Source organism: Micromonospora sp. NPDC023633, from assembly GCF_040640035.1.
Classification (GTDB): Bacteria; Actinomycetota; Actinomycetes; order Mycobacteriales; family Micromonosporaceae; genus Micromonospora.
This window is the reverse complement of sequence record NZ_JBFABB010000021.1, coordinates 28336-55095: the sequence shown is the minus strand read 5'-3', so window position 1 is coordinate 55095 and position 26760 is coordinate 28336. Positions and strand designations below refer to the sequence as shown.

The 26760-nt window shown below is 74.5% G+C and carries 26 protein-coding genes; 9 read left to right on the top strand and 17 right to left on the bottom strand.

The window, feature by feature from the left end:
• Window positions 1–1431, bottom strand: a 1431-nt coding sequence (locus AB0G13_RS09450) for a HAMP domain-containing protein (RefSeq protein ID WP_357871327.1), incomplete at its 3' end; no start/stop codon positions are given.
• Window positions 1432–1745: 314 nt separating this feature from the next.
• Here AB0G13_RS09450 and AB0G13_RS09445 point away from each other — a divergent pair.
• On the top strand, window positions 1746–3821 hold the full coding sequence (locus AB0G13_RS09445) for a SpoIIE family protein phosphatase (RefSeq protein WP_357871324.1): 2076 nt from the start codon (window positions 1746–1748) through the stop codon (window positions 3819–3821).
• 200 nt (window positions 3822–4021) lie between these two features.
• Here the strand turns inward: AB0G13_RS09445 and AB0G13_RS09440 are convergent, their stop codons facing one another.
• A complete protein-coding gene (locus AB0G13_RS09440) occupies window positions 4022–5371 on the bottom strand; it encodes an FAD-binding oxidoreductase (RefSeq protein ID WP_357871320.1) in 1350 nt (449 codons plus the stop codon).
• 90 nt (window positions 5372–5461) lie between these two features.
• Here AB0G13_RS09440 and AB0G13_RS09435 point away from each other — a divergent pair, with 90 nt between their 5' ends.
• Window positions 5462–7558, top strand: a complete 2097-nt coding sequence (locus AB0G13_RS09435; RefSeq protein WP_357871317.1) for a S9 family peptidase — start codon at window positions 5462–5464, stop codon at window positions 7556–7558.
• Between the two features lie 46 nt (window positions 7559–7604).
• Here the strand turns inward: AB0G13_RS09435 and AB0G13_RS09430 are convergent, their stop codons facing one another.
• The gene (locus AB0G13_RS09430; protein WP_357871314.1) at window positions 7605–8546 is read right to left on the bottom strand and encodes a pyridoxal-phosphate dependent enzyme; all 942 of its coding nucleotides are present in this window, start codon (window positions 8544–8546) and stop codon (window positions 7605–7607) included.
• Window positions 8547–8631: 85 nt separating this feature from the next.
• Here AB0G13_RS09430 and AB0G13_RS09425 point away from each other — a divergent pair, with 85 nt between their 5' ends.
• Window positions 8632–8823, top strand: coding sequence for a hypothetical protein (locus AB0G13_RS09425; RefSeq protein ID WP_357871311.1), 192 nt, complete (start codon window positions 8632–8634; stop codon window positions 8821–8823).
• 12 nt (window positions 8824–8835) lie between these two features.
• Here the strand turns inward: AB0G13_RS09425 and AB0G13_RS09420 are convergent, their stop codons facing one another.
• The 6 genes from AB0G13_RS09420 to AB0G13_RS09395 form a co-directional block, all read right to left on the bottom strand.
• The gene (locus AB0G13_RS09420; RefSeq protein WP_357871309.1) at window positions 8836–10971 is read right to left on the bottom strand and encodes a bifunctional polysaccharide deacetylase/glycosyltransferase family 2 protein; all 2136 of its coding nucleotides are present in this window, start codon (window positions 10969–10971) and stop codon (window positions 8836–8838) included.
• A gap of 3 nt (window positions 10972–10974) precedes the next feature.
• On the bottom strand, window positions 10975–11403 hold the full coding sequence (locus AB0G13_RS09415; protein WP_357871306.1) for a hypothetical protein: 429 nt from the start codon (window positions 11401–11403) through the stop codon (window positions 10975–10977).
• Window positions 11404–11523: 120 nt separating this feature from the next.
• Window positions 11524–13041 carry an FtsX-like permease family protein gene (locus AB0G13_RS09410; protein WP_357871303.1) on the bottom strand — a complete coding sequence of 506 codons (1518 nt, stop codon included), beginning with the start codon at window positions 13039–13041 and terminating at the stop codon, window positions 11524–11526.
• On the bottom strand, window positions 13038–13739 hold the full coding sequence (locus AB0G13_RS09405) for an ABC transporter ATP-binding protein (RefSeq protein ID WP_357871300.1): 702 nt from the start codon (window positions 13737–13739) through the stop codon (window positions 13038–13040). The genes AB0G13_RS09410 and AB0G13_RS09405 overlap by 4 nt, the downstream gene beginning before the upstream one ends.
• On the bottom strand, window positions 13736–14272 hold the full coding sequence (locus AB0G13_RS09400) for a PadR family transcriptional regulator (RefSeq protein WP_357871297.1): 537 nt from the start codon (window positions 14270–14272) through the stop codon (window positions 13736–13738). Before AB0G13_RS09400 ends, AB0G13_RS09405 begins: the two co-directional genes overlap by 4 nt.
• A gap of 93 nt (window positions 14273–14365) precedes the next feature.
• A complete protein-coding gene (locus AB0G13_RS09395; protein WP_357871294.1) occupies window positions 14366–14941 on the bottom strand; it encodes a TIGR03086 family metal-binding protein in 576 nt (191 codons plus the stop codon).
• A 31-nt stretch (window positions 14942–14972) separates the two neighbouring features.
• Between AB0G13_RS09395 and AB0G13_RS09390 the strand changes: the two genes are divergently transcribed.
• The gene (locus tag AB0G13_RS09390) at window positions 14973–15806 is read left to right on the top strand and encodes an AraC family transcriptional regulator (protein WP_357871292.1); all 834 of its coding nucleotides are present in this window, start codon (window positions 14973–14975) and stop codon (window positions 15804–15806) included.
• A gap of 37 nt (window positions 15807–15843) precedes the next feature.
• Here the strand turns inward: AB0G13_RS09390 and AB0G13_RS09385 are convergent, their stop codons facing one another.
• Genes AB0G13_RS09385 through AB0G13_RS09360 form a run of 6 tightly spaced genes read right to left on the bottom strand, consistent with a single transcriptional unit; the run spans window position 15844 to window position 21439 of the window.
• A complete protein-coding gene (locus tag AB0G13_RS09385) occupies window positions 15844–17382 on the bottom strand; it encodes a SpoIIE family protein phosphatase (RefSeq protein ID WP_357871289.1) in 1539 nt (512 codons plus the stop codon).
• 2 nt (window positions 17383–17384) lie between these two features.
• Window positions 17385–18752: a sensor histidine kinase gene (locus AB0G13_RS09380; protein ID WP_357871286.1), complete on the bottom strand. Its 1368-nt coding sequence runs from the start codon at window positions 18750–18752 to the stop codon at window positions 17385–17387.
• Window positions 18743–19762, bottom strand: coding sequence for a SpoIIE family protein phosphatase (locus tag AB0G13_RS09375; RefSeq protein ID WP_357871283.1), 1020 nt, complete (start codon window positions 19760–19762; stop codon window positions 18743–18745). The genes AB0G13_RS09380 and AB0G13_RS09375 overlap by 10 nt, the downstream gene beginning before the upstream one ends.
• A complete protein-coding gene (locus AB0G13_RS09370) occupies window positions 19759–20178 on the bottom strand; it encodes an ATP-binding protein (protein WP_357871280.1) in 420 nt (139 codons plus the stop codon). Before AB0G13_RS09370 ends, AB0G13_RS09375 begins: the two co-directional genes overlap by 4 nt.
• Window positions 20175–20582, bottom strand: a complete 408-nt coding sequence (locus AB0G13_RS09365; protein ID WP_357871278.1) for an STAS domain-containing protein — start codon at window positions 20580–20582, stop codon at window positions 20175–20177. Before AB0G13_RS09365 ends, AB0G13_RS09370 begins: the two co-directional genes overlap by 4 nt.
• Complete coding sequence (locus AB0G13_RS09360) at window positions 20582–21439, bottom strand: STAS domain-containing protein (RefSeq protein ID WP_357871275.1); 858 nt, start codon at window positions 21437–21439, stop codon at window positions 20582–20584. Before AB0G13_RS09360 ends, AB0G13_RS09365 begins: the two co-directional genes overlap by 1 nt.
• Before the next feature lie 162 nt (window positions 21440–21601).
• Between AB0G13_RS09360 and AB0G13_RS09355 the strand changes: the two genes are divergently transcribed.
• A complete protein-coding gene (locus tag AB0G13_RS09355) occupies window positions 21602–21958 on the top strand; it encodes an STAS domain-containing protein (protein WP_091624489.1) in 357 nt (118 codons plus the stop codon).
• A 10-nt stretch (window positions 21959–21968) separates the two neighbouring features.
• Here the strand turns inward: AB0G13_RS09355 and AB0G13_RS09350 are convergent, their stop codons facing one another.
• Window positions 21969–23267, bottom strand: coding sequence for an MFS transporter (locus AB0G13_RS09350; protein WP_357871272.1), 1299 nt, complete (start codon window positions 23265–23267; stop codon window positions 21969–21971).
• A 50-nt stretch (window positions 23268–23317) separates the two neighbouring features.
• Between AB0G13_RS09350 and AB0G13_RS09345 the strand changes: the two genes are divergently transcribed.
• The 4 genes from AB0G13_RS09345 (at window position 23318) to AB0G13_RS09330 (ending at window position 25281) form a co-directional block, all read left to right on the top strand.
• Window positions 23318–24001 carry an FCD domain-containing protein gene (locus AB0G13_RS09345; RefSeq protein WP_357871269.1) on the top strand — a complete coding sequence of 228 codons (684 nt, stop codon included), beginning with the start codon at window positions 23318–23320 and terminating at the stop codon, window positions 23999–24001.
• Between the two features lie 39 nt (window positions 24002–24040).
• Window positions 24041–24514: a large conductance mechanosensitive channel protein MscL gene (mscL, locus tag AB0G13_RS09340; RefSeq protein ID WP_357871266.1), complete on the top strand. Its 474-nt coding sequence runs from the start codon at window positions 24041–24043 to the stop codon at window positions 24512–24514.
• A gap of 82 nt (window positions 24515–24596) precedes the next feature.
• Window positions 24597–24845, top strand: coding sequence for a hypothetical protein (locus AB0G13_RS09335; protein ID WP_357871263.1), 249 nt, complete (start codon window positions 24597–24599; stop codon window positions 24843–24845).
• A 61-nt stretch (window positions 24846–24906) separates the two neighbouring features.
• The gene (locus AB0G13_RS09330) at window positions 24907–25281 is read left to right on the top strand and encodes a hypothetical protein (protein ID WP_357871260.1); all 375 of its coding nucleotides are present in this window, start codon (window positions 24907–24909) and stop codon (window positions 25279–25281) included.
• 77 nt (window positions 25282–25358) lie between these two features.
• On the opposite strand, the gene AB0G13_RS09325 is transcribed toward AB0G13_RS09330, so the two are convergent.
• Entirely contained in the window at window positions 25359–26696 is a 1338-nt protein-coding gene (locus AB0G13_RS09325; RefSeq protein ID WP_357871256.1) for a benzoate/H(+) symporter BenE family transporter, read from the bottom strand.
• Between the last annotated feature and the right edge of the window lie 64 nt (window positions 26697–26760).

The window sequence follows — 26760 nt, the reverse complement described above, 5'->3', positions numbered from 1 at the left end:
CATCGAGTTCACGTTGTCGGTCAGGTCCCGCCACGTACCCGAGACGCCCTTGACCTGGGCCTGACCGCCCAGCTTGCCCTCCGTACCCACCTCGCGCGCGACGCGGGTCACCTCGTCGGCGAACGACGACAACTGGTCCACCATCGTGTTGACGGTGTTCTTCAGCTCCAGGATCTCGCCCTGGGCGTCGACCGTGATCTTCTGCGACAGGTCACCCTTCGCCACGGCGGTGGAGACCTGGGAGATGTTGCGGACCTGGCTGGTCAGGTTGCCGGCGAGCTGGTTGACGTTCTCGGTCAGGTCGCGCCAGGTGCCGGAGACGCCGCGCACCTGGGCCTGGCCGCCGAGCTTGCCCTCGATGCCCACCTCGCGGGCCACCCGGGTCACCTCGTCGGCGAACGACGACAGCTGGTCCACCATCGTGTTGACGGTGTCCTTGAGTTCCAGGATCTCGCCCTGCGCCGCCACGGTGATCTTCTGCGACAGGTCACCCCGGGCCACCGCCGTGGAGACCTGGGCGATGTTGCGCACCTGGGCGGTCAGGTTGGACGCCATCGAGTTGACGCTGTCGGTCAGGTCCTTCCAGGTGCCGGCCACGTTCGGCACGTCGGCCTGCCCGCCGAGCTTGCCCTCGGTGCCCACCTCGCGGGCCACCCGGGTGACCTGCTCGGCGAAGAGCCGCAGGGTGTCGGTGAGGTAGTTCATCGTGTCGGCCAGCTCGGCGACCTCGCCGCGCGCGCTGACCGTGATCTTCTGCGACAGGTCGCCCTTGGCCACCGCCGTCGCCACCTGGGAGATCGACCGCACCTGGCCGGTCAGGTTCGACGCCATGGTGTTCACGGAGTCGGTGAGGTCCTTCCAGGTGCCGGCGACGCCGCGCACGTCGGCCTGGCCGCCCAGCTTGCCCTCGGTGCCCACCTCGCGGGCCACCCGGGTGACCTCGTTCGAGAAGGACGAGAGCTGGTCGACCATCGTGTTGACCGTGCGGCCGATCCGTAGGTACTCGCCGCGCAGCGGCCGACCGTCGATCTCCAGGGCCATGTGCTGGGAGAGGTCGCCGTCGGCCACCGCGACGATGACCCGGGCGATCTCGGTGGTCGGCCGGCCCAGGTCGTCGATCAGCGAGTTGACCGCCCGCTGCCCCTCCGCCCAGGAGCCGTCCAGGCCCTCGTCGTCCAGGCGCTCGGTGAGCCGGCCGTCCCGGCCGACGATCCGGCTGATCCGCCGCAGGTCGAGGTACTGCCGCTCCTGGAGCGACACGACCTCGTTGAAGGCGTCCGCGACCTCACCGGCCCGGCCCGCCCGGCGGGGCAGCCGGACCTTCAGGTCACCCCGGCCGACCCGCCGCAGTGCCTCGGTCAGCTCGCCGAGGAGCGCCTCGTGGTCGGGCGCGGAAGGGTCCGCGGTCGCCGACTGTCTCGTGGTCATCATTCCTCGCTCAGCTCGGGGCCACCGGCTCCTGCCGACGCCGGCCATCCCATCATTGTGCCCGCGACCTCCCCCACGCCACGCCCACGCGCCCACCCCACCCCCGATCCACCCCGTCCCCACCCCCGCCCGACCCAGGGGCCGATCATGCGGTTGTGGTGCCCCACGAGATGGGCGAAGTATTACCAATTGCCCACCACAAGTCCGTGATCGACGAGGCGGAGGGCGGGGTGAGGGCGCGGAGTGGGGGGCGGGGGTGGGCATGCCGTCTGGGCATCGGCTTGGCACCCGCACGGGTGGCGGTGGAGGATACGGGGGTGTCAGCGGAGACGGGGCCCGCGACGACCGGGGGCCGAGACGAGCACGTCCGGCGCGTCCGGCTCCCCGCGGACCGACGTACGCCCGCCGCGGCGCGGGCCCTCGTGCGGTCCGTCCTCACCGAGGCCCGCCTGGACGGACTGGCCAACGAGGCCATGCTGCTCACCACCGAGCTCTCCACCAACGCGGTGGAGCACGCCCGCACCGAGCTGGACATCGAGGTGGTCGCCGACCCGGTCGGGATCACCGTCACCGTGTCCGATTTCGCTGCCGGCCCGGTGGAGGAGCTGATCGTCGGGGTCCGCAACGACGCCACCAACATCGACGAGGTCTCCGAACGCGGCCGGGGGCTGTTGCTCGTCGACCACTTCGCCAGCCGCTGGGGCACCACCTACCTGCCCACGGGCAAGGGGGTGTGGTTCCGGCTGGACCTGCCCGACCGGGCCACGGGCGACCGGGGAGCGGGGACGCCCGGCGCGGCGACCGCCGGGGGTGGCACGCCGACGGCCCCGGAGAGTTCCGCGCCGAGCGCCGGGGCCATGAGCGAGCTGATGCAGACCACCCCCGACCCGTACGCCGAGGATCCGCTGCCGGACTTCGCGACCAGCCTGCTCACCCGGGTGGCGGAGATGGTCGGCGCGGCGGGCGGAGTCGTGCGGCTGGACCGGGGGGACGGACAGGGCACCCAGGTGCTGGCCCGGTACGGCCGCCAGCCCCGGCCCGGCAACGAGCTGCTCCGCGTGCCGCTGGCCGTGCACCGGCCGTACGCCGGCGAACTGGAGCTGGACGCGGCCCCGTCGGCGTACGCGCGACCGCTGGCCGTGCTGATGGCCGAGCGGCTCTCGCTGCACCTGGAGAACGACCGGCTGCGCCGGGCGGACGTCCGCCGGCAGGCCTGGCTGACCTTCCTCGCCGAGGCCAGCGAGTTGCTCGCGCAGTCGCTGGACGTCGAGCTGACCATGGCGCTCGTCCCCCAGCTCGTGGTGCCCCGGCTCGGGCAGTGGTGCGCGGTGCACACGACCGACGAGTGGGGCCGGCTCCGCCTCGCGGCGGCCAGCCACGCGGACGAGTCGGTGCTGCCCCAGCTGCACCAGGTGCTCGAGGAGACCGGCCCGGACTCGGTCCAGGCCCGGCTGCGCGAGGCGTCCCGCAACGGCACCCAGATGCCGCTCGGCGCGCCGATGGAGGGCTTCGCCGTCCCGCTGATCGCGCGGGGGCAGCGGCTGGGCACGCTGGCCGTCGGCCGGCACCAGCGGCACCGGCACGACCCGGACGAGGTCGCCGTGCTGGAGGACGTCGCCCGGCGGTCGGCGCTGGCGATCGAGAACGCCCGAATCCACGCCGAACGCCGGCGCGTCGCACACACGCTCCAGCAGTCGCTGCTGCCGCCGGTGCTGCCCGTGGTCGAGGGCATCGGCTTCGCCGCCGAGTACGTCCCGACCGGCGGTGACGTCGACGTCGGCGGCGACTTCTACGACGTGGTGCCCCTGCCGGACGGGCGCTGGCTGGTGGTGATCGGCGACGTCTCGGGCAAGGGGGTGCAGGCGGCGACGGTCACCGGCCTGGTCCGCGACGTCATCCGGGTGCTGGTGGGCGACGGCAAGCCGCTGCCGGAGGCGCTGGCCCGGGTCAACGAGACGCTGTTCGAGCGGGGCGGTGGGCGCTACTGCACGCTGGCGCTGGCGGCGGTCGGCCCCGGCGACGGCAACCAGCTCGACGTCTCCCTGCACCTCGCCGGCCACGACCGGCCGGTGCTGCTGCCCGCCGGCGGCGGGGCGCGTTTCGTCGGCACCGGCGGCACCGCGCTCGGGCTGCTCGACTCGATCGCCTCCCCGACGGCGGTGGTGGCGCTCGATCCGGGCGACGCGCTGGTCTTCTACACCGACGGGGTCACCGAGCGGCGGCGCGGCCGGGAGCTGTTCGGCACCGAGCGGCTGCGCGACGCCGCCGCCCCGCTGGCCGGCTACTCGGCCGACGTGATCGCGGCCCGGCTCCGCTCGACGGCGATCGGCTTCTCGGCCGAGGCGCCCCGCGACGACATCGCCATCCTGGTGCTCCGCAACGACGCCGCCTGAGCACCGGTGGCAGGGCCGGCACGGCGCGGGCGTCCGGGTCGCGGCGAGGACCGGCACGGCGCGACGCGGCCGGTCCCCCTTCGGATCGGTCGGTGCCGCCGGACGACTTCGCCCGGCCCCATGCACCGTCCATCAGGCCGCCGAGCGTCCGCCGCTGCTGCGCGGCGTCGCCGGGACACGCCGGTGAGCTGCCCGGGCGGTCAGAGGCCGCCGGGGAGCCGGCCCGGGGCGAGGCGGCGGTGCGGGTCGAGGTGCTCCTTGGCCGCGCGCAGCCGGGCCAGCCCGGCCAGCTCGCCCCACAGGTCGACGGCCCGCCGGACGGCCGCCGGCGCGGAGACCACCACGCACCGGCCCTGCCGGGCGAGGAGCACGCCGCGGACGGCGGCCAGGATGGCCGCCACCCGGTCGGGGGACATGGCGCCGGGCAGGGCCGCGTGCACCACGCCGAGGCCGGCGGAGCCGCGCACCGGGACGGGGCCACCGGCGGCGTCCCGCAGCGCGTAGACCGCGGCGTGCAGGTCGGCGATGGGCACCTCGATCCGCAGCGCCGTGTCGCCCGGGCCGAACGGGTAGCGCCGCCACCACTCGGGCGCGGCGTGGCTGGCGACCGCGCCGCCGCCGAGGAGCGCGACGAGCCGGTCCGCGCGCTCGGCGACGTCGGCCGGGCCGCCCTCCAGCAGCACCACCAGCCGCCCGGCGCTGGCCGGGCCGCCGCCGGCGCGCCCCGTCATGGACGGGTGCGCGGCCATCGCGGCGGCCCGGCTGCCCTGGCGCGGCCGGGGTCCCGCGCCGGCCGGCAGGTCCAGCTCGACCGCCGCCGGGTCGAGGCGCGCGGCGAGCACGGTGCGGATCAGGTCGTGCACCTCCAGCGGCGTCCACACCGGCCGGCTGACCCAGATCCGGCCGGCCGGGACGGCCTGCACCCGCAGGGTCGCGGAGACCAGCACGCCGAGCGCCCCCTGCGAACCGCAGAGCAGCCGGGCCAGTTCCAACCCGGCGGCGCCTCCCCCGGCCTCGACGAGCTCGCCGTCGGCGTCGAGGTAGCGCACCCGGACGAGCTGGTCGCAGGGGCTGCCGTGGCGGTGCCGCAGCGGCCCGGCCTCACCGGCGGCGAGCACGCCGCCGAGGGTGGCGCCGGGCGAGGGGGCGTCGAGTGCCAGGCGCTGCCCGGTGCGGTCCAGAGTGGCCTGCACCGCGCGCAGCGGGGTGCCCGCTCCGACCTCGGTGGTGGGCGCGCCGACCGGCTCGTGCCCGATCCCGGCGAGCCGGCCGGTGTCGAGCATGATGTCGACCCGGTCGGGGGCGGCGCCCCAGTCGATCTTCGTGCCGGCGCCGCGTGGCACCACCGTCAGATCGTGCCGGGCGGCGAGCCGCAGCACCTCGGCCGCGGCGTGCGCACCGCCCGGGACGGCCACCCAGCGGGCCGGGCGGCCGGCCACCTCGTCGGCGGGGCCGGCGAAGCGGGCGAACGGCGGGCCGCAGATCTCCGTCAACCGCCGGGTGATGTCGAGGGCTCCGGGCCGGTCGGTGGAACTCGCTGCAGCCGCCATGCCGGCCATCGTACACATGTTCGAAAGATGCGGCGGCGGGTCGCCGACGAGGCCGCGCGGCGGGCGGCGCGCGGCCGGTAACGTGGCGCCGTGACCACCGAGACCCCCGTGCCCACGGCGAAGCGGGTGCCCAGCGAGCGCACCCACCACGGCGACACCGTCGTCGACGAGTACGCCTGGCTCACCGGCAAGGACGACCCGGAGACGATCGCCTACCTGACCGCCGAGAACGCCTACACCGCGGCCCGGACGGCGCACCTCGAAGGGCTGCGCGCCGACCTGTTCGAGGAGATCCGCCGGCGCACCCAGGAGACCGACCTGTCGGTGCCCGGCCGCAAGGGCGGCTACTGGTACTACACCCGCACGGTCGAGGGCCAGCAGTACGGCGTGCAGTGCCGCCGGGCGGTCCGCGACGGCGAGACCGAGCCGCCGGTCAGCGCGGACGGCGCGCCGCTCGACGGCGAGGAGGTGCTGCTCGACGGCAACCTGCTCGCCGAGGGGCACGACTTCTTCGCGCTCGGCGCGTTCGACGTCAGCCCGGACGGTCGGTGGCTGGCCTACTCCACGGACTTCTCCGGCGACGAGCGGTTCACGCTGCGGGTCAAGGACCTCTCCACCGGCGAGCTGCTGCCCGACGAGGTGCCCGGCACGTTCTACGGCACCGCCTGGTCCGCCGACGCCTCCGTGCTCTTCTACGTGACGGTGGACGAGACGTGGCGCCCCAACCGGGTGTGGCGGCACACCCTGGGCACCCCGTCCAGCGAGGACGTGGTGGTCTACCAGGAGGACGACGAGCGGTTCTGGGTCGGCGTGGAGCTGAGCCGCTCGGAGCGGTTCATCCTCATCGACGTCCACAGCAAGATCACCAGCGAGGTGCTGGTGATCCCGGCCGGCAACCCGACCGGCGCGCCGGCGTCCGTGGCGCCCCGGCGGCAGGGCGTGGAGTACACGGTCGAGCACCACGGGCACCGCTTCCTGATCCTGCACAACGACGGCGCCGAGGACTTCGCGCTGGCGTACACGTCGGCGGACGCGCCCGGCGACTGGGTGCCGCTGATCGAGCACTCGCCCGGTACCCGGCTGGAGGCGGTCGACGCCTTCGCCGACCACCTGGTCGTCTCGCTGCGCACCAACGGGCTGACCGGGCTGCGGGTGCTGCCCGTCGGCGGCGGCGACGCGTACGACATCGACTTCCCGGAGCCGCTCTACAGCGTCGGCCTGCACGACAACCCGGAGTACCGCACCGGGCAGATCCGGCTCCGCTACGCCTCGCTGGTCACCCCTGACTCGGTCTACGACTACGACCTGGTGACCCGGCAGATGGTGCTGCGCCGGCAGAAGCCGGTGAAGCCCGGGCCGGACGGTCGGGCGTACGACCCCGCCGACTACGAGCAGCACCGCGACTGGGCGCTCGCCGACGACGGGACCCGGGTGCCGATCTCGCTGGTCTGCCGGGCCGGCACGCCGAAGGACGGCTCCGCCCCCTGCGTGATCTACGGCTACGGCTCGTACGAGGCGAGCATGGACCCGTGGTTCTCCGTCGCCCGGCTCTCGCTGCTGGACCGGGGCGTCATCTTCGCCGTCGCGCACATCCGGGGCGGGGGCGAGCTGGGCCGCCGCTGGTACGACCAGGGCAAGCTGCTGGCCAAGAAGAACACCTTCACGGACTTCGTCGCCTGCGCCCGGCACCTCGTCAAGGCGGGCTGGACGACGAGCGACCGGCTGGTCGCCCGGGGCGCCTCGGCCGGCGGCCTGCTGATGGGCGCGGTCGCCAACATCGCCCCGGACGCGTTCGCCGGGATCGTCGCGCAGGTGCCCTTCGTGGACGCGCTCACCTCGATCCTCGACCCGTCGCTGCCGCTGACCGTCACCGAGTGGGAGGAGTGGGGCAACCCGCTGGCCGACCCGGAGGTCTACGCGTACATGAAGTCCTACACGCCGTACGAGAACGTGCGGGCGGTGGACTACCCGGCGATCCTCGCGGTGACCAGCCTCAACGACACCCGGGTGCTCTACCACGAGCCGGCGAAGTGGGTCGCCCGGCTGCGGGCGGTCGCCCCGCAGGGCGACTACCTGCTGAAGACCGAGATGGGCGCCGGCCACGGCGGCCCGAGCGGCCGTTACGACTCCTGGCGCGAGGAGGCGTTCGTCAACGCCTGGATCCTCGACCGCCTCGGCCGCGCCTGAGCGGCGGCGGGCAGGGCCCTCCCGACGAGGGCCCTGCCCGCCGCCCTCAGCCCAGCACGCCCGCCAGCACCGCCGGGTCGACGTTGCCGCCGGTGACCACGGCGACCGTACGACCGGGCGGCAGCTCGGCGGCGCGGAACAGCCGGGCGGCCACGGCCACCGCGCCGCTCGGCTCCACGACCAGGCGGGCGTCGCGGACCAGCCGGCCCATCGCGGCCCGGATCTCCTCCTCGGTCACCGTGACGATGCGGTCGAGCCGGGCCCGCAGGTGGGCGAGGGTCAGCTCGGACGGCGGCAGGCGCAGCCCGTCGGCCATCGTGCGATAGGTGCGTTCCTCGCCCCACACCACCACCGAGCCGGCCGCCAGCGAGTCCCGGGCGTCGGCGGCGAGTTCCGGCTCGACCCCGATCACCGTCGCCGCCGGCCGCAACGCTGTGACCGCGGTCGCGACGCCGGAGGAGAGCCCGCCGCCGCCCACGGGCACCAGCACCACGTCGACGTCGGGCAGGTCCTCGGCGATCTCCAGCCCGACCGTGCCCTGTCCGGCGACGATCCGCCGGTCGTCGAAGGGCGGCACCAGCACCGCCCCCGTCGTCGCGGCGATCCGCTCCGCCTCCGGGCCGCGTCGCGGGGGCGGCACCAGCAGCACCTCGACGCCCAGCGCCCGGATCCGGTCGACCTTCGCCGCCGGGGCGCCCTCGGGCACCACGATCCGGCACGGCACACCGGCCGCCCGGGCCGCGTACGCCAGCGCCAGGCCGTGGTTGCCCGAGGAGTGGGTGACCACGCCGCGCGCCCGCTCCTCGGGCGTCAGCCGGGCGACCGCGTGGGTCGCGCCACGCAGCTTGAAGGACCCCACCGGTTGCAGGCTCTCCGGCTTGAGCCACAGCTGCGCGTCCCATGCGGTCCGCAGCAGCGGGGTACGCAGCACGGTGCCCGCGATGTCGGCGGCGGCGTTGCGGACGTCGGTGATCGAGACCAGCTCCATTGCCCAATCCTGCCCGATCCGGGGGACGCCGACGGTCCCGCGTCGCTGCGGTCGGGACGGCGGGGACGGCACCTAGACTGCCGGAGTGACCGGGGCCGGTGGGGTGGACGACGACGGGCCGGCCGAGGACGTACCGGCGGCGGGGTGGCGGGCGGCGGCGCGTGACCGGCGCGTCTGGGCGATCCTCGCGGTGGTCGCGTTCCTGCTGGTGTGCTGCTGTTCGGCCGCCGCCGGGACGCTGCTCGCGCTCTCCGCCGGCCTGTTCACCGCCGGCTGACGTCGCCGGGCGTCAGAGGGGCGCCCGTCCCTGTGCCCCGACCAGCGCGGCCGCCTCCCCGGTACGCACCATCCGCTGCCAGCGCAGCCGGTTGCCGACCAGCGCGGTGACCACCGACTGCACCACCACCAGGTACATCACCTGCCGGTAGAGCAGTTGCTGGAACGGCAGGCTCCACAGCGGACCGAGACGCTCACGGTCCAGCCGTAGCGCGTACGCGGCGGTGAACGCCTGGAGGAGCAGCAGCCCCGCCCAGGCCAGCACCAGCGTCGACCAGGGCAGGAAGATCAGGCCGTAGACGGCGTAGACGTCCACCGCGGGGGCGGTCAGCGGCAGCACGATCTGGAACACCGTCAGGTACGGCAGCCCGCGCCGGCCGAGCTTGCCGCCGGCGCCCGACTCGCGCAGCGCGTGGCGGTGCTTCCACATCGCCTGCATGGTGCCGTAGCACCAGCGGTAGCGCTGCCGCCAGAGTTGCCGCAGCGACGAGGGCGCCTCCGTCCAGGCGATCGCCGCCTCCTCGTAGACCACCCGCCAGCCGGCCCGCAGCACCTTCATCGTGAGGTCGGTGTCCTCGGCGAGGGTGTCCGCGGGCACCCCGCCGACGGCGAGCAGCACCTCGCGGCGGAACGCGCCGATCGCGCCGGGAATGGTCGGCATGCACTCCAGCACGTCGTACATCCGGCGGTCGAGGTTGAAGCCGATCACGTACTCCAGGTGCTGCCAGCGGCCGAGCAGCCGACGCCGGTTGGCGACCTTGGTGTTGCCGGAGATCGCACCCACCGTCGGATCGGCGAAGCCCTGCACCAGCCGGTGCACGGTGTCCGGTTGGAAGACCGTGTCCCCGTCGACCAGTACCAGCAGGTTGGCGCGGGCGGCCCGGACCCCGGTGTTCAGCGCCGCCGGCTTGCCGGCGTTGGCCTGCCGGATGACCCGCACCCCGCGCAGGCCGAGCCGCTCGACGATCCCGGCGGTGTCGTCGCTGGACCCGTCGTCGACCACGATCACCTCCAGCGCCGGGTAGTCGCTGGCCATCAGCGACCGGACCGTCGCGGCGATGTTCGCGGCCTCGTTGTAGGCCGGCACGATCACCGACACCGGGGCGGTGATCCTCGGCGGCGTCCGCCTCGCCCTGCGGACCCGCCGTACGTGCGACTGCGCGCAGCACACCTGCACGAGCAGCCGGGCCACGCCCAGCACCAGCGCGACCCCGAGCAGCAGGTCCATCGCCCCGGCGAGCCAGCCGGCGCCGGCCTGGGTCCACCGCAGGGCGTGGCCGCTGAGCCTGCTCCCGCCGCTCGCCGGCACCATCGAGGCCGGCGCGTCGACTCCCTCGGAGACGGTGGTGAACCGGTATCCCTGCCGGACCAGCCCGGGCAGCAGCCGGTCCAGGGCTGCGACCGTCTGTGCCCGGTCGCCTCCGCCGTCGTGCATCAGCACCACCGCGCCGCGACCCCGCTCGGGGCTGGCGGCCTTGACGATGGCCGGCACGCCCGGCCGCTGCCAGTCCCTGGTGTCCCGGTCGGCGAGCACCGCGACGTGTCCGCTGCCGGCGGCGGCGCGCAGCGCCGCGTACTCCGGACCGGTCAGCGCGGACGGATGGGAGGAGAACGGCGGCCGCAGCAGGGTGACCTCGCGGCCGGTCGCCGCGGCGACCGCCTTGCGGGTCAGCGAGAGTTCCAGGTCCCGCCGCCAGCTCTGCGCGGCGGCGAGATCGGTGTGGGTGAAGCTGTGGGAGCCGATCTCGTGGCCCTCGGCGAGGATCCGCCGGACCAGTTCGGGGTGCTCGTTGACGCGGGCGCCGACCACGAAGAAGGTGGCGCGCGCGTCGTGCCGGCGCAGCGCGTCGAGCACCTGCGGCGTCCATCGCGGGTCCGGCCCGTCGTCGAAGGTCAGTGCGATCGTCCGGTCGGGCATGAAGCGGCTGACCGGCCGGTCCCGGTCCAGCCGCAGCACCGGCCCGCCCGCGACGACGTCCTTGGGCACGGCCACGGCCGCGCCGGGTGGTGGAGCCCCCGCCCTGCCGGAGCCGCCGGCCAGCCCGGTCACCACGCCGTTGACGGTGAGCGCGGCGAGCAGCAGCACCAGGCCGAGCAGCAGCAGGACCCAGTGCGCGCGTGGGTCACGCCGCGCGACGTGACGGGCCACCCGCTAACTCGGCTTTCCCGGGGACCTGCTGGGCTTCGCACCGCGCCGCTCGTCGCCCTGTCCCGGTCGGTCGGACTGGTCGGGCCGGGCGGGGCCGGTGGTGGCCGGGGCGGAGCCGTACCTGGATCCGGCGGACCGGGTGGCCGTCGGCGTCGGGGCCGAGGTGCTGGTCACCGTCGACGGACGCACACCGGTCGGGGCCGGGCGATCGGCCCCGTCGCGGCCGTCGATCCCGGCTTCGAGCGGCGCCCGACGGTCGTCCGACCAGCCGGGCAGCGGCACCGACGTGTCCATGAACAGGCCGGCGGCGATCAGGCCGAGGCTCGTGAGCAGACCGAGGCCCATCGCGGTGCCGGCGATGACGGCAAGCCGGCGCCGGCGCCCGGTCCGGTCGACGAAAACCGGCGGTGACCCGCCGGACTGGTGGTGCATCTGATGGTCTCCTGCTGCTCGGCCACCTGGCACAGCCCCGGGCGTGGATGCGCCCGGCCCGGCCCGGTTGCGGGCCTCCGTCGCCTACAGCGCCGCCGACGGGATCCGCGTTACGCCGGCTCAGGTCGCCCGCAGCTCCTCCACGGCCGTGCCCGCGCGCAGGAAGAGCAGGCCGACGCCGACCGTCACCAGCACCCCCGCCAGGGCGCCGGCCCCGAGCAGGGCCAGCTGTTCCAGCGGTACGTCGGGCGGCACGGTCACCTCAGTGGTCTCCACGACCCGGACGTACCGCCCCCGGGTGGCGGGGTCGGCGCAGAGCTGCTCGGTGGCGTCGCAGACCTCGTCGTGGATCGTGCTGACCGGCGCGCGGAAGAGCCCCCGGGCCAGCAGCAGGCCCACGGCGAGCGCGACGGCCACCGCCGGCACGGCCGGGGCCAGCGACTGCCAGGCGATGGACCGGCCGAGCGTGGGCCGGGGCACCCCGGTCGCCACCAGGGCCGCGTACGCGCGCCGCCGGGCGGTGATCCCCTCCACCACCGCGACGACCAGCCCACCGGCGGCGACCAGCATCGCCACCGCCACCGCCAGGTCCACCAGGTCCATGGTCCGCAGGTAGAAGTCGCCGGCGATCCCGCCGCCGGTCAACCGGCTCAGCTCGCCGGCCGCCACGAAGTACTCCCGGAGCCCGGCCGCGCCCGCGCCGAGGAGCACCGCCGCCAGCAGGGCGGCGAAGGTGCGGCTGCCCGCCCACGGATCGGCCATCAGCCGGCGGGCGGCGAGCAGCGCGGCCGGCCCCCGGGCATAGCGGTGCAGCATCCGCCCGGCGGTCCAGGAGATCCAGCCGGTGCCGACGACCACCCCGACCATCGCGGCCAGCCCGCCGCCGACGAGCAGCGCCGGCACCAGCCACGACGGTCCGTCGGCGCCGCGCCGGACGTACCAGCGGGTGACCGGTTCGACGGCGAGGAAGGCCACGAGCCCGACGCAGATGAGGACGCCCGCCCAGGGTCGGGGGCCGCGTTCCCGGCGGTGCGTACGCAGCACGCCGAACGGGGTCGTGCTCACCCGGCGCAGCATCAGCGCGGTGGCCAGCGCCGCCACGACCGGCAGCCCCACCAGCACCGCCGCCAGCTCGCCCGCCGGGGGCAGCACGTCGGTGGGGAGGACGAGCCGGCCCTGGGCGTCGGGCCGGTCGAACAGCTCCCGGCCGGCGAAGTGGACCGACGCGCCGGCCAGCGTGCCGAGCAGGCTCGCCACGCCGGTCTCCAGCACGGCGATCCGGGTCACCTGGCCCGGGGTGGCGCCGGCCAGCCGGAGCGCGGCCAGCCGGCGGTCCCGTGCCGGGGCCCCGAGCCGGGCGCACTGCCCGGCCAACGCCAGCACGGGAATCATGAGCAGCAGCAGGGCGAAGGCCGTGCCGCCGCGCAGCCCCGGCTCGACGAGCAGCTGGTTGGCGTACTGCTCGGACCAGCGGCTTCTGTTGCCGTCGGTGGCGGGCGGGGTGGGGATGGCCAGCACGGTGAGCGCGGCCAGGGCGGCGAGGGTGGCCAGGGCGGCGCTGAGCGCGGTCAGCGCCACCCGGACGGTGTCGGTGCGGGTGCCGGCCAGGGCGAGGCGTACCAGCGTCGACGGTCTCACCGGTGGCCGCCGGGCAGCGGGGTGTCGAGGCCGAGCCCGGTGTGGTCGACCGTGCCGTCGCGGAGGATGACCTCGCGGTCGGCGTACGCGGCGATCTGCGGCTCGTGGGTGACCAGGACGACCGTGGTCCGCTGCTCGCGGGCGAGCCGAACCAGCTGGGTGAGCACCTGCTCGCCGGTGAGCGTGTCCAGCGCGCCGGTGGGCTCGTCGGCGAAGAGCACCCGGGGCTCGGTGACCAGGGCCCGCGCCGTGGCGCAGCGCTGCTGCTGCCCGCCGGACATCTCGCCCGGCCGGACGTCGGCCAGCTCGGCCACGCCGAGCCGGTCCATCCAGGACAGGGCCGCCGTCCGCGCCTCGCGCCGCCGGACGCCGGCGAGGAGCAGCGGAAGGGCGACGTTCTCGGCGGCGGTCAGCTCGGCGACGAGCTGGCCGAACTGGAAGAGCACGCCGAACTCGGTGCGCCGCAGCCTGGACCGTGCCGCCTCGGACCAGGTGTCGATCCGGTGCCCGTTCCAGCTCACCTCGCCGGCGTCCGGGCGCAGGATGCCGGCGAGGCAGTGCAGCAGGGTGGACTTGCCGCAGCCGCTCGGGCCGGTGATGGCGACGATCTCCCCCTCGGCGACGTCGAGGGTGACGCCGCGCAGCGCGGGTGTCCGCCCGTAGGCCTTGACCACGCCGCGAGCCTGAAGTTGCGTCACGAGTGCACCTCCCGGTGCCAGTCGGCGACCCGGCCCAGGGTGGTCTGCAACCACCGCAGGTCGGCGTCGAGATGGGCGATGGCGAAGTCGGCCGCGACGATGTCGTCCAGGCTGGCCGAGGGCGCCGTCTTCACTGCGGTCAGCTCGCGCAGCCGCTCGGTGTGGGCCTGGCGCTGGGCGACGAGGTAGGCCCGGGCCCGGTCCGCGTCGGCCACCAGCAGCGCCACGACCACCTTGGCGAAGAGCGTGCTGGCGACGTACGGCATCGGCGGCTCGACCTCGGCGAGCCACCGCTCCAGCGCGGCCCGGCCGTCACCGGTCAGCGCGTACGCGGTGCGGTCGGGACCACCCTCGCGGTCCTGCCCGGCCGGCGCCACCAGGCCGTCCCGCTGCAACCGGCCGAGGGTCGAGTAGACCTGCCCGAACGCCAGCGGCCTGGCACGGGGCAGGCGCTCGTCGTGGGCGCGCTTCAGCTCGTAGCCGTGCCGGTTGCCGGCGGCCAGCAGCCCGAGCAGCACGTGCGGTGTGGACACCCGGGTCACTATTCGCCGGGTGAATAGTGGCTGTCAAGAAGGCCCGCGCGGCGGGGTGCCGCGCGGGCCTGCGAGAAGGAGAGGGCTGTCCGATCAGGCGCCGGCCGACCAGGCGGGCTGCCGACCGGTCAGGGCGAGGAGACGATCGATCTCCGAATCGTCCGAGGAGGACGCGTCCACCGGCTCCGCGAAGAGACCGCGTTCGCGGGCCACCGGACCCCGCTGCTCCATGAACGCGTAGATCGGGGGCAGCGCCTCCGGCGCGGGCTGGAACGGCTGGCCGGTGGCGATGGCCAGGTCCCAACCGTGCACCGTGAGTTCGAGCAGCGCGATGCTGCCGACCGTCTCCTGCGGCATCCCCATGCCCGGCGAGTCACCCTCCAGGGCGGCCGGATCCGACCACGCCTCGACGAGTTTCCCGATCTCGCCCTCGAACCGGTCGCGCCAGCCCTCGGTCAGGTGGTCGGGCTTCTCCACCCACTCCGGCTGCTGCTTGCCCGCGAGGACCCGGAGGTTGAGTACCGCCTGGTAGAAGTGGTTGAGCAAATCGCGTACCGCATAGTCGCTGCAGGGGGTCGGCAGGTCCAACTGGTCGTCGGAGATTCCCCGGATGACCGCGACGGTACGGGGTGCCGCGGCTGCCAGCAGATCACTAGTCTTTGTGGACATAGGTTCAGCGTATGAGGATCGTCTTGAAGAAATGCGACACCAGCCGCGCCGCGACAGCCGGGGAATTCTGGACCCCCACCGGTTGCTGCGGCGGGTCCGGCTCCGCCGCTTCCTGCCCGCCGCCACGCTCCTGCCCTACGTGGAGCACTACTGGCTCGTCGACTGGCAGCTGACCGAGCCGTTCGTGCAGCGGGTCGTGCCGCATCCCGCGGTGAACGTGGTCTTCGCCCGCCACGACGGCGCCCCCGAGACCGCCGAGATCGCCGGCGTCGGGCTGCGGCTCCTGTCGATCACGCTGGCCAGCGCCGGCCAGGTCTGCGGGGTCCAGTTCCGCCCGGGCGGCTTCCGACCCTACTGGCGACGGCCGATCGCCGAGCTGACCGGCCGGCGCCTACCCCTCGCCAGCAGCCCCACCGCCGCCGACCCGACCGGTGCCGACCCGACCCCGCGACCCGTCGGGGGCGGCGCGGTCTGCGAGGGTACGGACGACGAGCGCTGCGCCGCGCTGGACGCCTTCCTCACCGCCTGGGCGCCCGAGCCGGACCCGGTCGCCGACGAGGTCATCGCGCTGGTCGAGGAGATCCGCGCCGACCGGAACATCCTGCGGGTGAGCGACTTCGCCCGGCGACACGACAGCTCCGTCCGCCGGTTGCAGCGGCTCTTCCTGGAGTACGTCGGCGTCGGCCCCAAATGGGTCATCCGGCGCTACCGGCTCCAGGAGGCGATCGAGCAGGCCGCCGGCGGGCCGCAGGACTGGGCGGCGCTCGCCTCCGACCTGGGCTACAGCGACCAGGCCCACCTGGTCCGCGAGTTCACCGCCGTCGCCGGGGTCTCCCCGGCCGCGTACGCCCGCTCGCTCGGCTGACCTGCGGCCGCTCGCTGGGTTGACCTGCGGCCGGCGGTCAGCGGCGGCGCAGAGCGACCACGGCGACGTCGTCGTGGATCTCCGGCGGGGCCAGCTCGACGAGGAGCCGTTCGCAGAACCGGTCCAGGTCGTCGTCGACCCGGCCGGCGGCCACGGCCAGCGCGGCCAGCCCGTCGTCGATCGTGGTGTCCCGCCGCTCGATCAGGCCGTCGGTGTAGAACACCAGCGTCGCCCCGGCCGGCAGCACGAACTCCAGGTCGGGCGGCCGTTGCGCGCGGACCCCGAGCAGCGGGGCCGAGTGCTGCACGAACTCCACCTTGCCGTCCAGGCTCAGCGCCGGCGGCAGGTGACCGGCGCTGGCCAGCCGCACCCGGCCGCTGGGTGGGTGCAGCAGCAGCACGCAGATCGTGGCCAGCTCGTTGGGGAGCAGGGTGCGCATGAGGTCGTTGACCCGGTCCAGGATCTCGCCCGGCTGGTGCCCCTCCACCGCGTACGCCCGCACCGCGTGCCGCAGCTCGGCCATCACCGTCGCGGCGTGCAGCGAGTGGCCGGCCACGTCGCCGATCGCCAGCAGCAGGTGACCGTCGAGCATCACCAGCTCGTAGAAGTCGCCACCCACCTCGGTCTGCGCGCTCGCCGGCTCGTAGCGGACAGCCAGGTCGAGCCCGTTGACCTGCGGTATCCGGCGCGGCAGCAGGCTGCGCTGGAGGGTCACCGCGATCCGGTGCTCCTCGTCGAAGGAGCGCTGCCCCTCCACCGCCGCCGCCACCGCCTGGGCGAGCTGCCGCAGCACCGGGGTGCGGGCGGTCTGCGTGGCGGTGGGCACGACGACGTAGAGCGGCGCGCGGTCCTCGCGCAGCCGGGCGGCGGCCACCGTGACCGTGTCGTCCACCGGCCAGTCGACCAGACCCCAGGCGGCCGGCGCGTCCACCCGGACCGTCGTCCCGGTCGGCACCCCGGTGTCGTCGACGATCCACGGGACGATGCTGGCCGTGCCGCCGGGGCCGTCCGCGATCCCGGCGAGGCAGTCGCCGTCGAACGTCTCGGCGATCACGGCGGCCGGGCTCTTGAAGATCTGCGCGGCGCCGGTCGCCGCCGCCTCCAGCAGCCGCGCGAAGCTCCGGGCGGAGTGCACCGCCACGGTGGTGTCGGCGAGCCCGAGCAGCCGTTCGGCGAGCAGCTCCGCGCGCTGCCGGGCCCGGTAGTAGCGCAGCACCGCGTGGGAGGTGGCGACCAGTTCCTCCGGCTCGATCGGCTCGGCCAGGTACGCGTCCGCGCCCCGGGTCAGCCCCTGCGCCCGGTCCGCCACGTCCACCGCGTGCGCGGACACGTGGATCACCGGCATCGCCGGGTGCGCCACCTTGATCCGTTCACAGACCTCGAACCCGTTCAGGTCGGGCAGCCGCACGTCGAGCACCACGAGGTCGATCGGGTCCACCCCGACCCGGGCCAGCGCCTCGGTGCCGGTCTCGGCTTCCAGCACGGTGAAGCCCGCCCGGGAGAGCCAGCTGACCAGGAGGTAGCGCTTGGTGGGGCTGTCGTCGACCACCAGCACCGTCACCGGGCCACCCTCCACGGTCACGCTCCTCCCGTGGGCAGGGTGACCGTGAACGTGCTGCCCCGGCCCGGCTCGCTGGACACCACCAGGGTGCCGCCGAGCAGGGTCACCAACCGCCGCGCGTACGGCAGGCCGAGGCCGGTGCCGCCGACCCGGGTCGCGCCGGGCACCTGGTAGAACTCCTCGAAGATCCGCTCGTGCAGCTCCGGCGGGATGCCCGCGCCGGTGTCGGAGACGGTGAGCGACCACTGGTCGTCCCGCCGCTCCGCCCGCAGCCGGACCTCGCCGCGCTCGGTGAACTTGAGCCCGTTGTGCAGCAGGTTGCGCAGGACCTGGGCGAGCAGCACCTCGTCGGTACGCAGCGTCGCCGGGACGGGCGGCTCCTCCACCACCAGCTCCACGTCGGGCCGGGTGGCCAGGGCCCGCAGCGTGCCCCGCAACTGGCCGAAGACCGGCCGCAGGTCGACCTCGGCCCAGTCGGGCTCGATCCGGCCCGACTCGGCCTTGGCCAGGTCGAGCAGCTCGTTGACCAGCGTGAGGAGGTCACCCGCCGAGGAGCGGATCAGCCCGACCTGGCGGGCCTGCTCGGCGGTGAGCGGGTCGGACGCGGAGTCGCCGAGCAGCCGGCCCAGCCCCATGATCGCGGTGACCGGCGCCCGCAGCTCGTGGCTGACGTTCGCCAGGAAGCGGCTCTTCGACTCGCTCGCCGCGCGCAGCTGGGCGGACTTCTCGTCCAGCTCGGCGTAGAGGGCCACCACGCCGCGGTTGGTCTCCTCCAGCTCCTCGGTGAGCTGGTTGTAGAGCGCCATCACGCCCCGGTTGGTCTCGGCCAGCTCCTCGTTCAGGACGGCCAGCTCGTCGCGCTGGCTGCGTACCTCGTCCAGGGCGGCGATCAGTTGCGCGTTCTGGGCGGCCAACTCGTCCAGGGCGCTGCCCGGGGCGTTCCGGTCGAGCTCGGACCGCAGCTCGGCGAGACGCTCGGAGGTCAGCACCTCTGCGGTGACCGGAACACGTCGGGACATCCTCACGACCGTATCCCCCTGCCGTGTCACCACGCCCAACTTGTCCACCAAACGCGCCACGGCGCCGGACTGCGGCTCGTACCGCCCGTCGGGCAGCGGACGCACCGGGACGAGGTCCACCCGGAGGTGCCGCCTGCCGTCGGCGGGGTCATCGGCGATGACGAATGCCACCTCCGCCCCGCCGACCGAGTGCAGCAGGTCCCGGGCGACCTCGCTGAGCGCCGTGGCGATGCGTACCTGGTCCTGGTGCTCCAGCCCCACCGCGGCGGCGACCTCACGGCCGCGCTGCCGCACGACGAAGATGTCGTGTTCGACCCGCAGCGCCATCGTCAGCAGCGGAGCCCCCGCGGGTCCGGTCACGACCATGCCCGGGCGGCCAGGACGCAGGCGTCGTCGCGACGCGTGCCGGCGTCCCGCAGCACCGTCGCGGCCACCACCAGGGGCGACCGGTCGACGAGACCGGGGTAGTCGGCGAACTGCCAGCGGTCGACCACCCCGTCACTGTGCATCACCAGCAGGGCGTCGGCGTCGAAGGGGTAGTCGTACTCCCGGACCGAGGGACGCTGGTGCCCGGCGATGCCGGGCAGCGAGACCAGGCCCCGCCGCTTGCCGTCCGCGCCGACCACGGCGGCGGAGATGTTGCCCAGCCCCGAGTAGCGCAGCACCCCGGCCGACGGGTCCGGCTCGGCCACGGCCAGCGCCGCGCCCCGGGTGTGCGACATCGAGCGGTGCAGGTGCGCCACGACCGCCGACGGCGCCCCCGCCGGCGCCTTGCGGAACGCGTCGAGCGCGGCGTCGGTGGCGGCGGAGGCGAGCGGCCCGTGCCCCAGGCCGTCGCAGACCAGCACCTGGCGCCGGCCCTCGACGATCCGCCACGCGTACCCGTCGCCGCTGACCGACTCCCCCGCCAGCGGCCGGCTGAGCGCGCCGACCCAGGGCCGCTCGTGCCCGCCGTCGCGATTCGGCCAGACCTGGACGGCGAGGACGGTGCCGCGATCCGGCCGGGAGTAGCCGTCGAACCAGCTGGCCTGCCGGACGATCGCGCCGAGGCCGATGCCGAGCGTCCCGGCGGTGGAGTGCCCGTCCTGGGAGGAGGCGGTGAGGTCGGCCATCCCCGGCCCGGTGTCGAGAGCGATCAGCTCCACGCCGGCCTCCCCGTCGCGCCGCACCGGCCGAAGCAGCAGGACACCGTCGTCGGCGTGCTTGACCAGGTTGCTGGTCAGCTCGGCGGCGACGATGGCCAGGTCGGCCGTGCGGGCGGCGGTCAGGTCGAGCTGGGCGCCGAGCCGTTCGGCGGCCCGACGCACCGCGCTGGCCGCACCGCCGCTCTCGACCCGGAACCAGACTCCGCGGTCGGAGACCGCTTCGTCGTTCATCGGGACCATTTGGTGACCGTGATCCGGGTTCCCTCACCCGCGGCGGTCTGGATGTCGAACTCGTCGACCAGCCGGCGGGCGCCGCTGAGCCCAAGGCCGAGCCCGCCGCCGGTGGTGTAGCCGTCGGTCAGCGCCAGGTCGAGGTCGGCGATGCCCGGGCCGGAATCGGCGAAGACGATCCGCACGCCCCGTCGCCGGCCGTTGTCGACCGTGGTCACCTCGACCATGCCGCCACCGCCGTACACCAGGGTGTTGCGGGCCAGCTCGCTCGCCGCGGTGACGACCTTGGTCTGGTCGACCAGCGAGAGCTTGACCGCCACCGACACCGTACGCACCAACTGCCGGACGCGGACCACGTCCTCGTCGCTGCGGATCGCCTGTGCCTGCGGCTGGCCCAGGTCGACTCCGGCGGTCATGACAACGCCGTCGTCTCGGTGTCCGGTTCGTCGTCGAACGCGAGCTCGTCGGCGTGGGCAGCCGCGATCAGCTCCATGCCCCGCTCGACGTTGAGCGCCGTCCGGATTCCGTTGAGCGACAGGCCCAGCTCGACCAGGGTGATGGCGACGGCGGGACGCATCCCGACCACGACCGTCTCCGCGTCGAGCACCTTGGAGATCGAGGCGATGGTCGACAGCATCCGCCCGACGAAGGAGTCGACGATGTCCAGGGCGGTGATGTCGATGATCACGCCGTGGCAGCCGGTGGCGACGATCCGCTCCGCGAGGTCCTCCTGGAGCTGGACCGCCGTCTGGTCGGACATGTCGACCTGGATGGAGACCAGCAGGATGTCGCCGATCTTGAGGATCGGCACCCGCTCCATCAGGCCTCCCGGCGCTGGCGGCGGCCGGTCTCGACCCCGGTGAGCCGGAGCACGTGCCGCAGCGCGTCGGCGAGGCTGGCCTTGGTGGCGATGTCGCCGAACTCGATGCCCAGGGCCACGATGGTCTGCGCGATCTGCGGCCGGATGCCGGAGATGATGCAGTCGGCGCCCATCAGCCGGGCGGCCACCACGGTCTTGAGGATGTGCTGGGCGACCTGGGTGTCCACCGCCGGCACGCCGGTGATGTCGATGATCGCGTAGGGCGAGCCGGTGTCGACCAGGGTCTGGAGCAGCCGCTCCATCACCACCTGGGCCCGGGCCGAGTCGAGGGTGCCGACCAGCGGCACGGCGACCACGCCCTCCCAGAGCTTCACCACCGGGGTGGAGAGCTCCAGCAGCTGCTCCGCCTGGTCGGCGATGAGGCTCTCGCGGGTGCGTACGAAGCTCTCGAAGGTGAACAGACCCATCTGGTCGATCAGCCCCGAGAAGGCGACGTAGTCGCGGAGCGTGTGGGGGCCGCCCTCGGCCTCCATCAGCTCCAGCAGCACCTCCTTGAGCGAGAACACGCTGACCGCGGTCTCGGAGGCGGAGAAGCCCTGCCGGGCGCGTCCCCGGGACAGCTCGGAGAGCACGGCGCGCAGCTCCGTCGCCTGCTCGGAGTCGAGGTCGACGGCACCCTGCTGACTCGCGGTGATCATGCTAGAGTGCAGCTCCTGCATCTGCCGGCGCAGCTCGCCCTGACTGAGTCGCCCGCGCAGCGACCCGGCGGCGATCTCCGTCCAGCGCTGCATGATCCGCTCGGCGTGACCGGTCAGCAGACCGGCCAGCCGGCTGCTTTCCTCGACGCTCAACGCCATGGTGAACCCCCTTCGACCTCGACGGCGGACTCTATCACCGGAGGCCGGAGCGCTACTTGCCACAGGGCAAACGAATTAGGGCGGCCACCGGATACCGGCTCCCGTTCTGCGTACCACCCCGATCGTGGGATACCGTTTCCCCGATAACAGGAGGTCTGGCGAATGTCCTTGACGGTGCACACGGAACAGCGCGGCGACGTGGTCGTCGTGTCGGTCGCGGGCGAGCTGGACATGGCGACCGCACCGCAGTTGCAGGACCAGATCACCGACCTGCTCGACAAGGGCCGCAGCCGACTCGTCTTCGACCTGGCGAACGTCTCGTTCTGCGACTCCACGGGGCTGTCGGTGTTCGTCCGGGCCAAGAACAGCTGCGACGAGGCGGGCGGCGTGGTACGGCTGGCCGCTCCGCAGCGGGGCGTGCTCCGCATCCTCGAGGTGAGCGGTCTCGTCGAGGTGCTGCACACCTACCCGACGGTCGACCAGGCCGTGGCCGGCGATCCCACGCCGGCCACCTCCTGACGGTCCCTCCTCACGCCTCGTCCTCGATGTGTCGGGGACGGGCGATCACCATGCCCGCGCAGGTCTGCACGGCGAGGGCCGCCAGCAGGAACCCGATCGGGGCGGTCCAGCCGCCGGTCGTTCCGTAGAGGATGCCCACCAGCAGCGGCCCCAGCGCGGCGATGAGATAGCCGACGCTCTGGCTGAACGCGGAGAGCGCCACCGTCCCCTCGGCGGTCCGCGCGCGCAGCCCGATGGTGGCCAGGATCATCGGGAAGGCGCTCTGCCCGATCGCGAGCAGCACCACCCAGAGCAGCGCCCCGTCGTGCGGCGCGACGGCCATCCCGACGTAGGCGAGGGCCATCGCGGCGGAGAGCGTGAGCACCAGCGGGTGCAGGGTGCGCAGCCGCCCGGCCAGGGTCGGCATCAGCAGCGCGATCGGCACGCCCAGCGCCGTCACCCCGGCGAGCAGCAGGCCGGCGTCCTGCGGCCGGTAGCCCGCGTCGCGGAAGAGCTGGGCCAGCCAGCCCATGATCGCGTAGGCGCCCAGCGACTGCGTCCCGAAGTAGACCGCCATCGCCCAGCCGAGCCGGGTCCGCCCGGGCCGGATCCGGCGGGGACGGGGCGCCACCGCCGTCGGGGTCGCCGCCCGTCGGGCCGCGCGCGCCCGCAGCGCCAGCGGCACCCACGGGAGTACGGCCACCAGGGCCAGCCCGGCCCAGACGGCGAGCCCGGCCCGCCAGGTGCCGAAGAGGTGCGCCACCGGCACCGCCGCCGCGGCGGCCACGGTCGCGCCCACCGTCAGCGTCATCGAGTACGCCCCGGTGACCAGTCCGATGCGGTGCGGGAAGTACTGCTTGACCAGGAGCGGGAGCAGGACGTTCGCCACCGCGATCCCGGCCAGCGCGAGGGCGCTGCCGGCGATGAAGACCAGCGCGGAGTCCGTACCGACCCGGACGAGCTGCCCGGCGGCGAGGATCAGCATCGCCACCACCAGCACCCGGGCCGGGGAGTTCCGGCGGACCAGCCGGGGAGTGAGTGACCCGAAGACGGCGAAGGCGACCGCGGGCAGGGTGGTCACGACCCCGGCGAGCGCCCCGGAGAGAGCCAGGCCGCCGCGCACCTCGTCGAGCAGGGCGCCGAGGCTGGTGATAGCGGCCCGCAGGTTGAGCGCCACGAGCAGCATGCCGACGAGCACGAGCAGGCCACCGGCGACCGGACCGGCCGGCGCGGTGGCGGCGCGGGACGACCGGACGGCGGTAGCCGCCGCATCCGGCGAGGCGCCGGCGTCGACGGGGGCGGCCGGAACGGCGGTGGTTGGCGGGGTCATGCGTCCGAACCTACAATCATGGGATGAATTCCGGGCAGGTGTTGTAACCAGTGCCACCGTCGGTTGATTCCGCCGCCGCGCCGCCCCGGGGACACCGGGTGCGGCAGACCATCGCGCAGCTCAGGGAGCGGATCCTCGGGGGCGAGTGGCCGGTCGGCGGGCGGATCCCCACCGAGCCGCAGCTGGTCGCGGCGCTCGGCGTGGGGCGCAACACGGTCCGCGAGGCGGTGCGGGCGCTGGTGCACGCCGGGGTGCTGGAGTGCCGGCAGGGCTCCGGGACGTACGTGGTGTCGACCGACGAACTGGCCCCGGTGGTGGCCCGCCGGCTCACCGCCGACCGGATGGCCGAGGTGGTCGAGGTCCGCCGCGCCTTCGAGGTGGAGGCCGCCCGGCTCGCCGCGCTGCGGCGCACGGCCGAGGACCTGGCGGCCCTGGACGGCGCGCTCGCCGCCCGCGAGGCGGCCTGGCGCGGCGGCCGGGTCGACGAGTTCGTGGAGGCCGACGCGGCGCTGCACACCGCCGTGGTCGCGGCGGCGCACAACGGCATGCTCGCCGAGCTGTACGCCTCGGTCGGCGCGGCGCTGCGCAGCACGGTCGCCCAGTCGATGGGCGACGCGCTGGAGCCGGAGCGCTACGTCGACCACTCCCGGCTGGTCGAGGCGATCCGGGCCGGCGATCCGGACCGGGCGGCGATCGAGGCCGGCGCTTTTCTGGAGCCCACGCCCGGGGCATAGGTTGTGCCGGACGGAAGACCGGACACCTCGGGAGTACGGATGCTCAAGGGCTTCAAAGACTTCATCATGCGCGGAAACGTCGTCGACCTGGCGGTCGGTGTCGTCATCGGTGCCGCGTTCACGGGCGTGGTCACCCAGCTCACCAAGTCGTTCCTGGAACCGCTGGTCCGGGTGCTCATCGCGCTGCTCACCGGCAGCAAGAACGGCCTCACCGGGTCCACGCCGACGTTCCGCGAGATCCCGTTCGACTGGGTGGCCTTCGTCAACGCGCTGATCACCTTCCTGCTCACCGCGGCGGCGCTCTACTTCCTCGTGGTGTTCCCGATGAACAAGCTGGCCGAGCGGCGCAAGCGGGGCGAGGAGCCGCCGCCGAAGGCGCCGAGCGAGGAGGTCCGGCTGCTCACCGAGATCCGCGACGCCCTGGTCGCCGCCGGCCACACCACCCCCGGACAGCGGCGCGGCGCGCTCGACGACGTGCTCGGCCGCCGGGAGGAACCACCCACCGGGCGCTGAACCCGACGCACGCACATCGGCCCCTGCGGGATTCCCGCAGGGGCCGCACATTTTCGTACGCCTGTTCGATAGAGTCCCCGCCATGGAGCAGCGGAAGCACTGGTGGAACGGGAAATGGGGCCGGCTGGCCCGGCGCGACGTCTTCCTCCGGGTGGACGGCGACCGGTGGCACGTCGAGCAGCGCGCCGGCGGCTCCGAGGGCGTCTCCCGGTTCTACGAGCACGACACCGCCGACGAGGCCGAGGAGACGGTCCGGGCGCTGCTCCAGGGCACCGACACGTGGCGTGAGCTCTCCCCCCGCCCGCCGAGCGCATGGTCCCCCGAGTCCTGAGCGAGGCCCGTCGAGGGGCGGGTGCGGTTTAGCCGGAGCGGGGGCCGGGAACCGCGCCAGGATGGAGCAGCAGGGCATCGAGCGACAGGCGACAGTTTCCCGGGTCACCACGGGCATGCGGGTGATCGACGTGGACGGCACCGAGGTGGGCACCGTCGACCTCGTCCAGCGGGGCGACCCGAACGCCGTGACCGTGCAGGCGCCGACCGCCGACCCGGGCAGCAGCCTGGACGAGCTGATCGAGTCGACGGCCGTGGAGGAGCCGGACGTGCCGGCCGACCTGGCGGCCCGGCTGCTGCACAGCGGCTACCTGAAGGTCTCCACCACCCTGGTCCGCACCGGCGCGGTCTACGTGCTCGCCGAGCAGATCGCAGCCGTCACCGACGATCAGGTACGCCTCGACGTCCCGGCCCGAGACCTGCCGCCCGAGGAGTGAGCGACGCACCGCCGCCGGCCGGGTGCCCGCCCGAACGCACCACGCAGCGTGCCCGCCCGAACGCACCGCCGCAGCGGTCAGGCGCCGCCGGCCCGGCCGCCACTCGGCGACGGGGCGACCGCGACGGACTCCGGTCCTGTCGAAGCCGGCCCGACCGTACCCGGCCCGACCGCACCCGGTTCGGCCGAAGCCAGCCCAGCCGCATCGGACCCTGGCGATGCGGTCGCAGGCCCGGTCGCGGGCTGCGGCGCGGCCGACCCGCCGGAGCGCTGGCGGAAGAGCAGGAGCATCGCCCCGCCGGCGACCAGTCCCCAGAACGCGCCGCCCACGCCGACCAGGCTCACCCCGGAGGCGGTGACCACGAAGGTGACCACCGCGGCCTCCCGGGCCGCCGGCTCCGCCAGCGCCGAGGTGAGCGCGGTGGCCAGCGCGCCGAGCAGCGCCAGCCCGGCGACCGCCTCGATCAGCACCGGCGGGGCGAGCGCGACCAGCGCGGTGGCCGCCCCGGCACCCAGCCCCAGCAGGGCCAGCCCGATCCCGGCGGTGACCGAGGCGATCCAGCGACGGTCCGGGTCCGGGTGGGCGTCCGGGCCGGCGGCCAGCGCGGCGGTGATCGCGGCGAGGTTGACCGCGTGCCCGCCGGCGGGCGCGGCGACCACGGTGGTCAGACCCGTGGCGCGCAGCGCGGCGCCGAAGGGCGGCCGGTAGCCGTAGCCGACCAGCACCGCCATCCCGGGGACGTTCTGCGCGGCCATGGTGACCAGGAAGAGCGGCAACGCCAGGCCGATCAGGGCGGAGACGTTCCAGGCCGGGGCGGTCAGCTCGACCGCGGGCAGCAGCCGGGCGCCGCCGAGCCCGGAGACCGGGGTGGTCAGCGCGATCGCCGCCACCGCGACGACCAGCGCGCCCGGCACCGCCCACCGGCGGGCGAACCGGTGCAGCAGCAGCCAGGCCAGCACCACGGGGACGGCCAGGCGGGGCACCTCGACCAGCGCGCGGACGGGGGCGGTGCAGAGCGGCAGCAGGACGCCCGCGAGCATCGCGCCCGCGATCGGCCGGGGGATCGCCGCGACAGCCCGCCCGAGCGCGGGGAACAGCCCGGCGGCCACGATCAGCGCACCCGAGACGAGGAACGCCCCGACGGCGACGGGCCAACCGCCGGGCACCGCACCGGTGGCGACCAGCAACGCCGCGCCCGGGGTGGACCAGGCGACGCTCATCGGGATCCGGTGCCGCAGGCCCAGCCAGACGGCGGAGATACCGGCGGCCACGCACGCCGCCAGCAGCCCGGACGCGGCCTGCGCGTCGGAGGCGCCGACGGCCCGCAGGCCGGCCAGCACCACCGTGAACGAACTGGCGAACCCGACCAGCGCGGTCACCACGCCCGCCAGCACCGGTTGCGACCGTCCCGCCATCCCGCCTCCCCCGACCGTTCCGTTTACGGAACACGGACCTGTAGCACCATAGCGGGGTGCCGCA

What these genes read in the sequence shown, in the direction of transcription:
- AB0G13_RS09440 (WP_357871320.1), bottom strand. Translation starts at nt 5,371, where the DNA reads ATGGCGGCTGCAGCGAGTTCCACCGACCGGCCCGGAGCCCTCGACATC.
- AB0G13_RS09430 (WP_357871314.1), bottom strand. Translation starts at nt 8,546, where the DNA reads ATGGAGCTGGTCTCGATCACCGACGTCCGCAACGCCGCCGCCGACATC.
- AB0G13_RS09415 (WP_357871306.1), bottom strand. Translation starts at nt 11,403, where the DNA reads ATGCACCACCAGTCCGGCGGGTCACCGCCGGTTTTCGTCGACCGGACC.
- AB0G13_RS09395 (WP_357871294.1), bottom strand. Translation starts at nt 14,941, where the DNA reads ATGTCCACAAAGACTAGTGATCTGCTGGCAGCCGCGGCACCCCGTACC.
- AB0G13_RS09390 (WP_357871292.1), top strand. Translation starts at nt 14,973, where the DNA reads ATGCGACACCAGCCGCGCCGCGACAGCCGGGGAATTCTGGACCCCCAC.
- AB0G13_RS09380 (WP_357871286.1), bottom strand. Translation starts at nt 18,752, where the DNA reads ATGGTCGTGACCGGACCCGCGGGGGCTCCGCTGCTGACGATGGCGCTG.
- AB0G13_RS09375 (WP_357871283.1), bottom strand. Translation starts at nt 19,762, where the DNA reads ATGAACGACGAAGCGGTCTCCGACCGCGGAGTCTGGTTCCGGGTCGAG.
- AB0G13_RS09370 (WP_357871280.1), bottom strand. Translation starts at nt 20,178, where the DNA reads ATGACCGCCGGAGTCGACCTGGGCCAGCCGCAGGCACAGGCGATCCGC.
- AB0G13_RS09365 (WP_357871278.1), bottom strand. Translation starts at nt 20,582, where the DNA reads ATGGAGCGGGTGCCGATCCTCAAGATCGGCGACATCCTGCTGGTCTCC.
- AB0G13_RS09360 (WP_357871275.1), bottom strand. Translation starts at nt 21,439, where the DNA reads ATGGCGTTGAGCGTCGAGGAAAGCAGCCGGCTGGCCGGTCTGCTGACC.
- AB0G13_RS09355 (WP_091624489.1), top strand. Translation starts at nt 21,602, where the DNA reads ATGTCCTTGACGGTGCACACGGAACAGCGCGGCGACGTGGTCGTCGTG.
- AB0G13_RS09350 (WP_357871272.1), bottom strand. Translation starts at nt 23,267, where the DNA reads ATGACCCCGCCAACCACCGCCGTTCCGGCCGCCCCCGTCGACGCCGGC.
- mscL (WP_357871266.1), top strand. Translation starts at nt 24,041, where the DNA reads ATGCTCAAGGGCTTCAAAGACTTCATCATGCGCGGAAACGTCGTCGAC.
- AB0G13_RS09335 (WP_357871263.1), top strand. Translation starts at nt 24,597, where the DNA reads ATGGAGCAGCGGAAGCACTGGTGGAACGGGAAATGGGGCCGGCTGGCC.
- AB0G13_RS09330 (WP_357871260.1), top strand. Translation starts at nt 24,907, where the DNA reads ATGGAGCAGCAGGGCATCGAGCGACAGGCGACAGTTTCCCGGGTCACC.
- AB0G13_RS09325 (WP_357871256.1), bottom strand. Translation starts at nt 26,696, where the DNA reads ATGGCGGGACGGTCGCAACCGGTGCTGGCGGGCGTGGTGACCGCGCTG.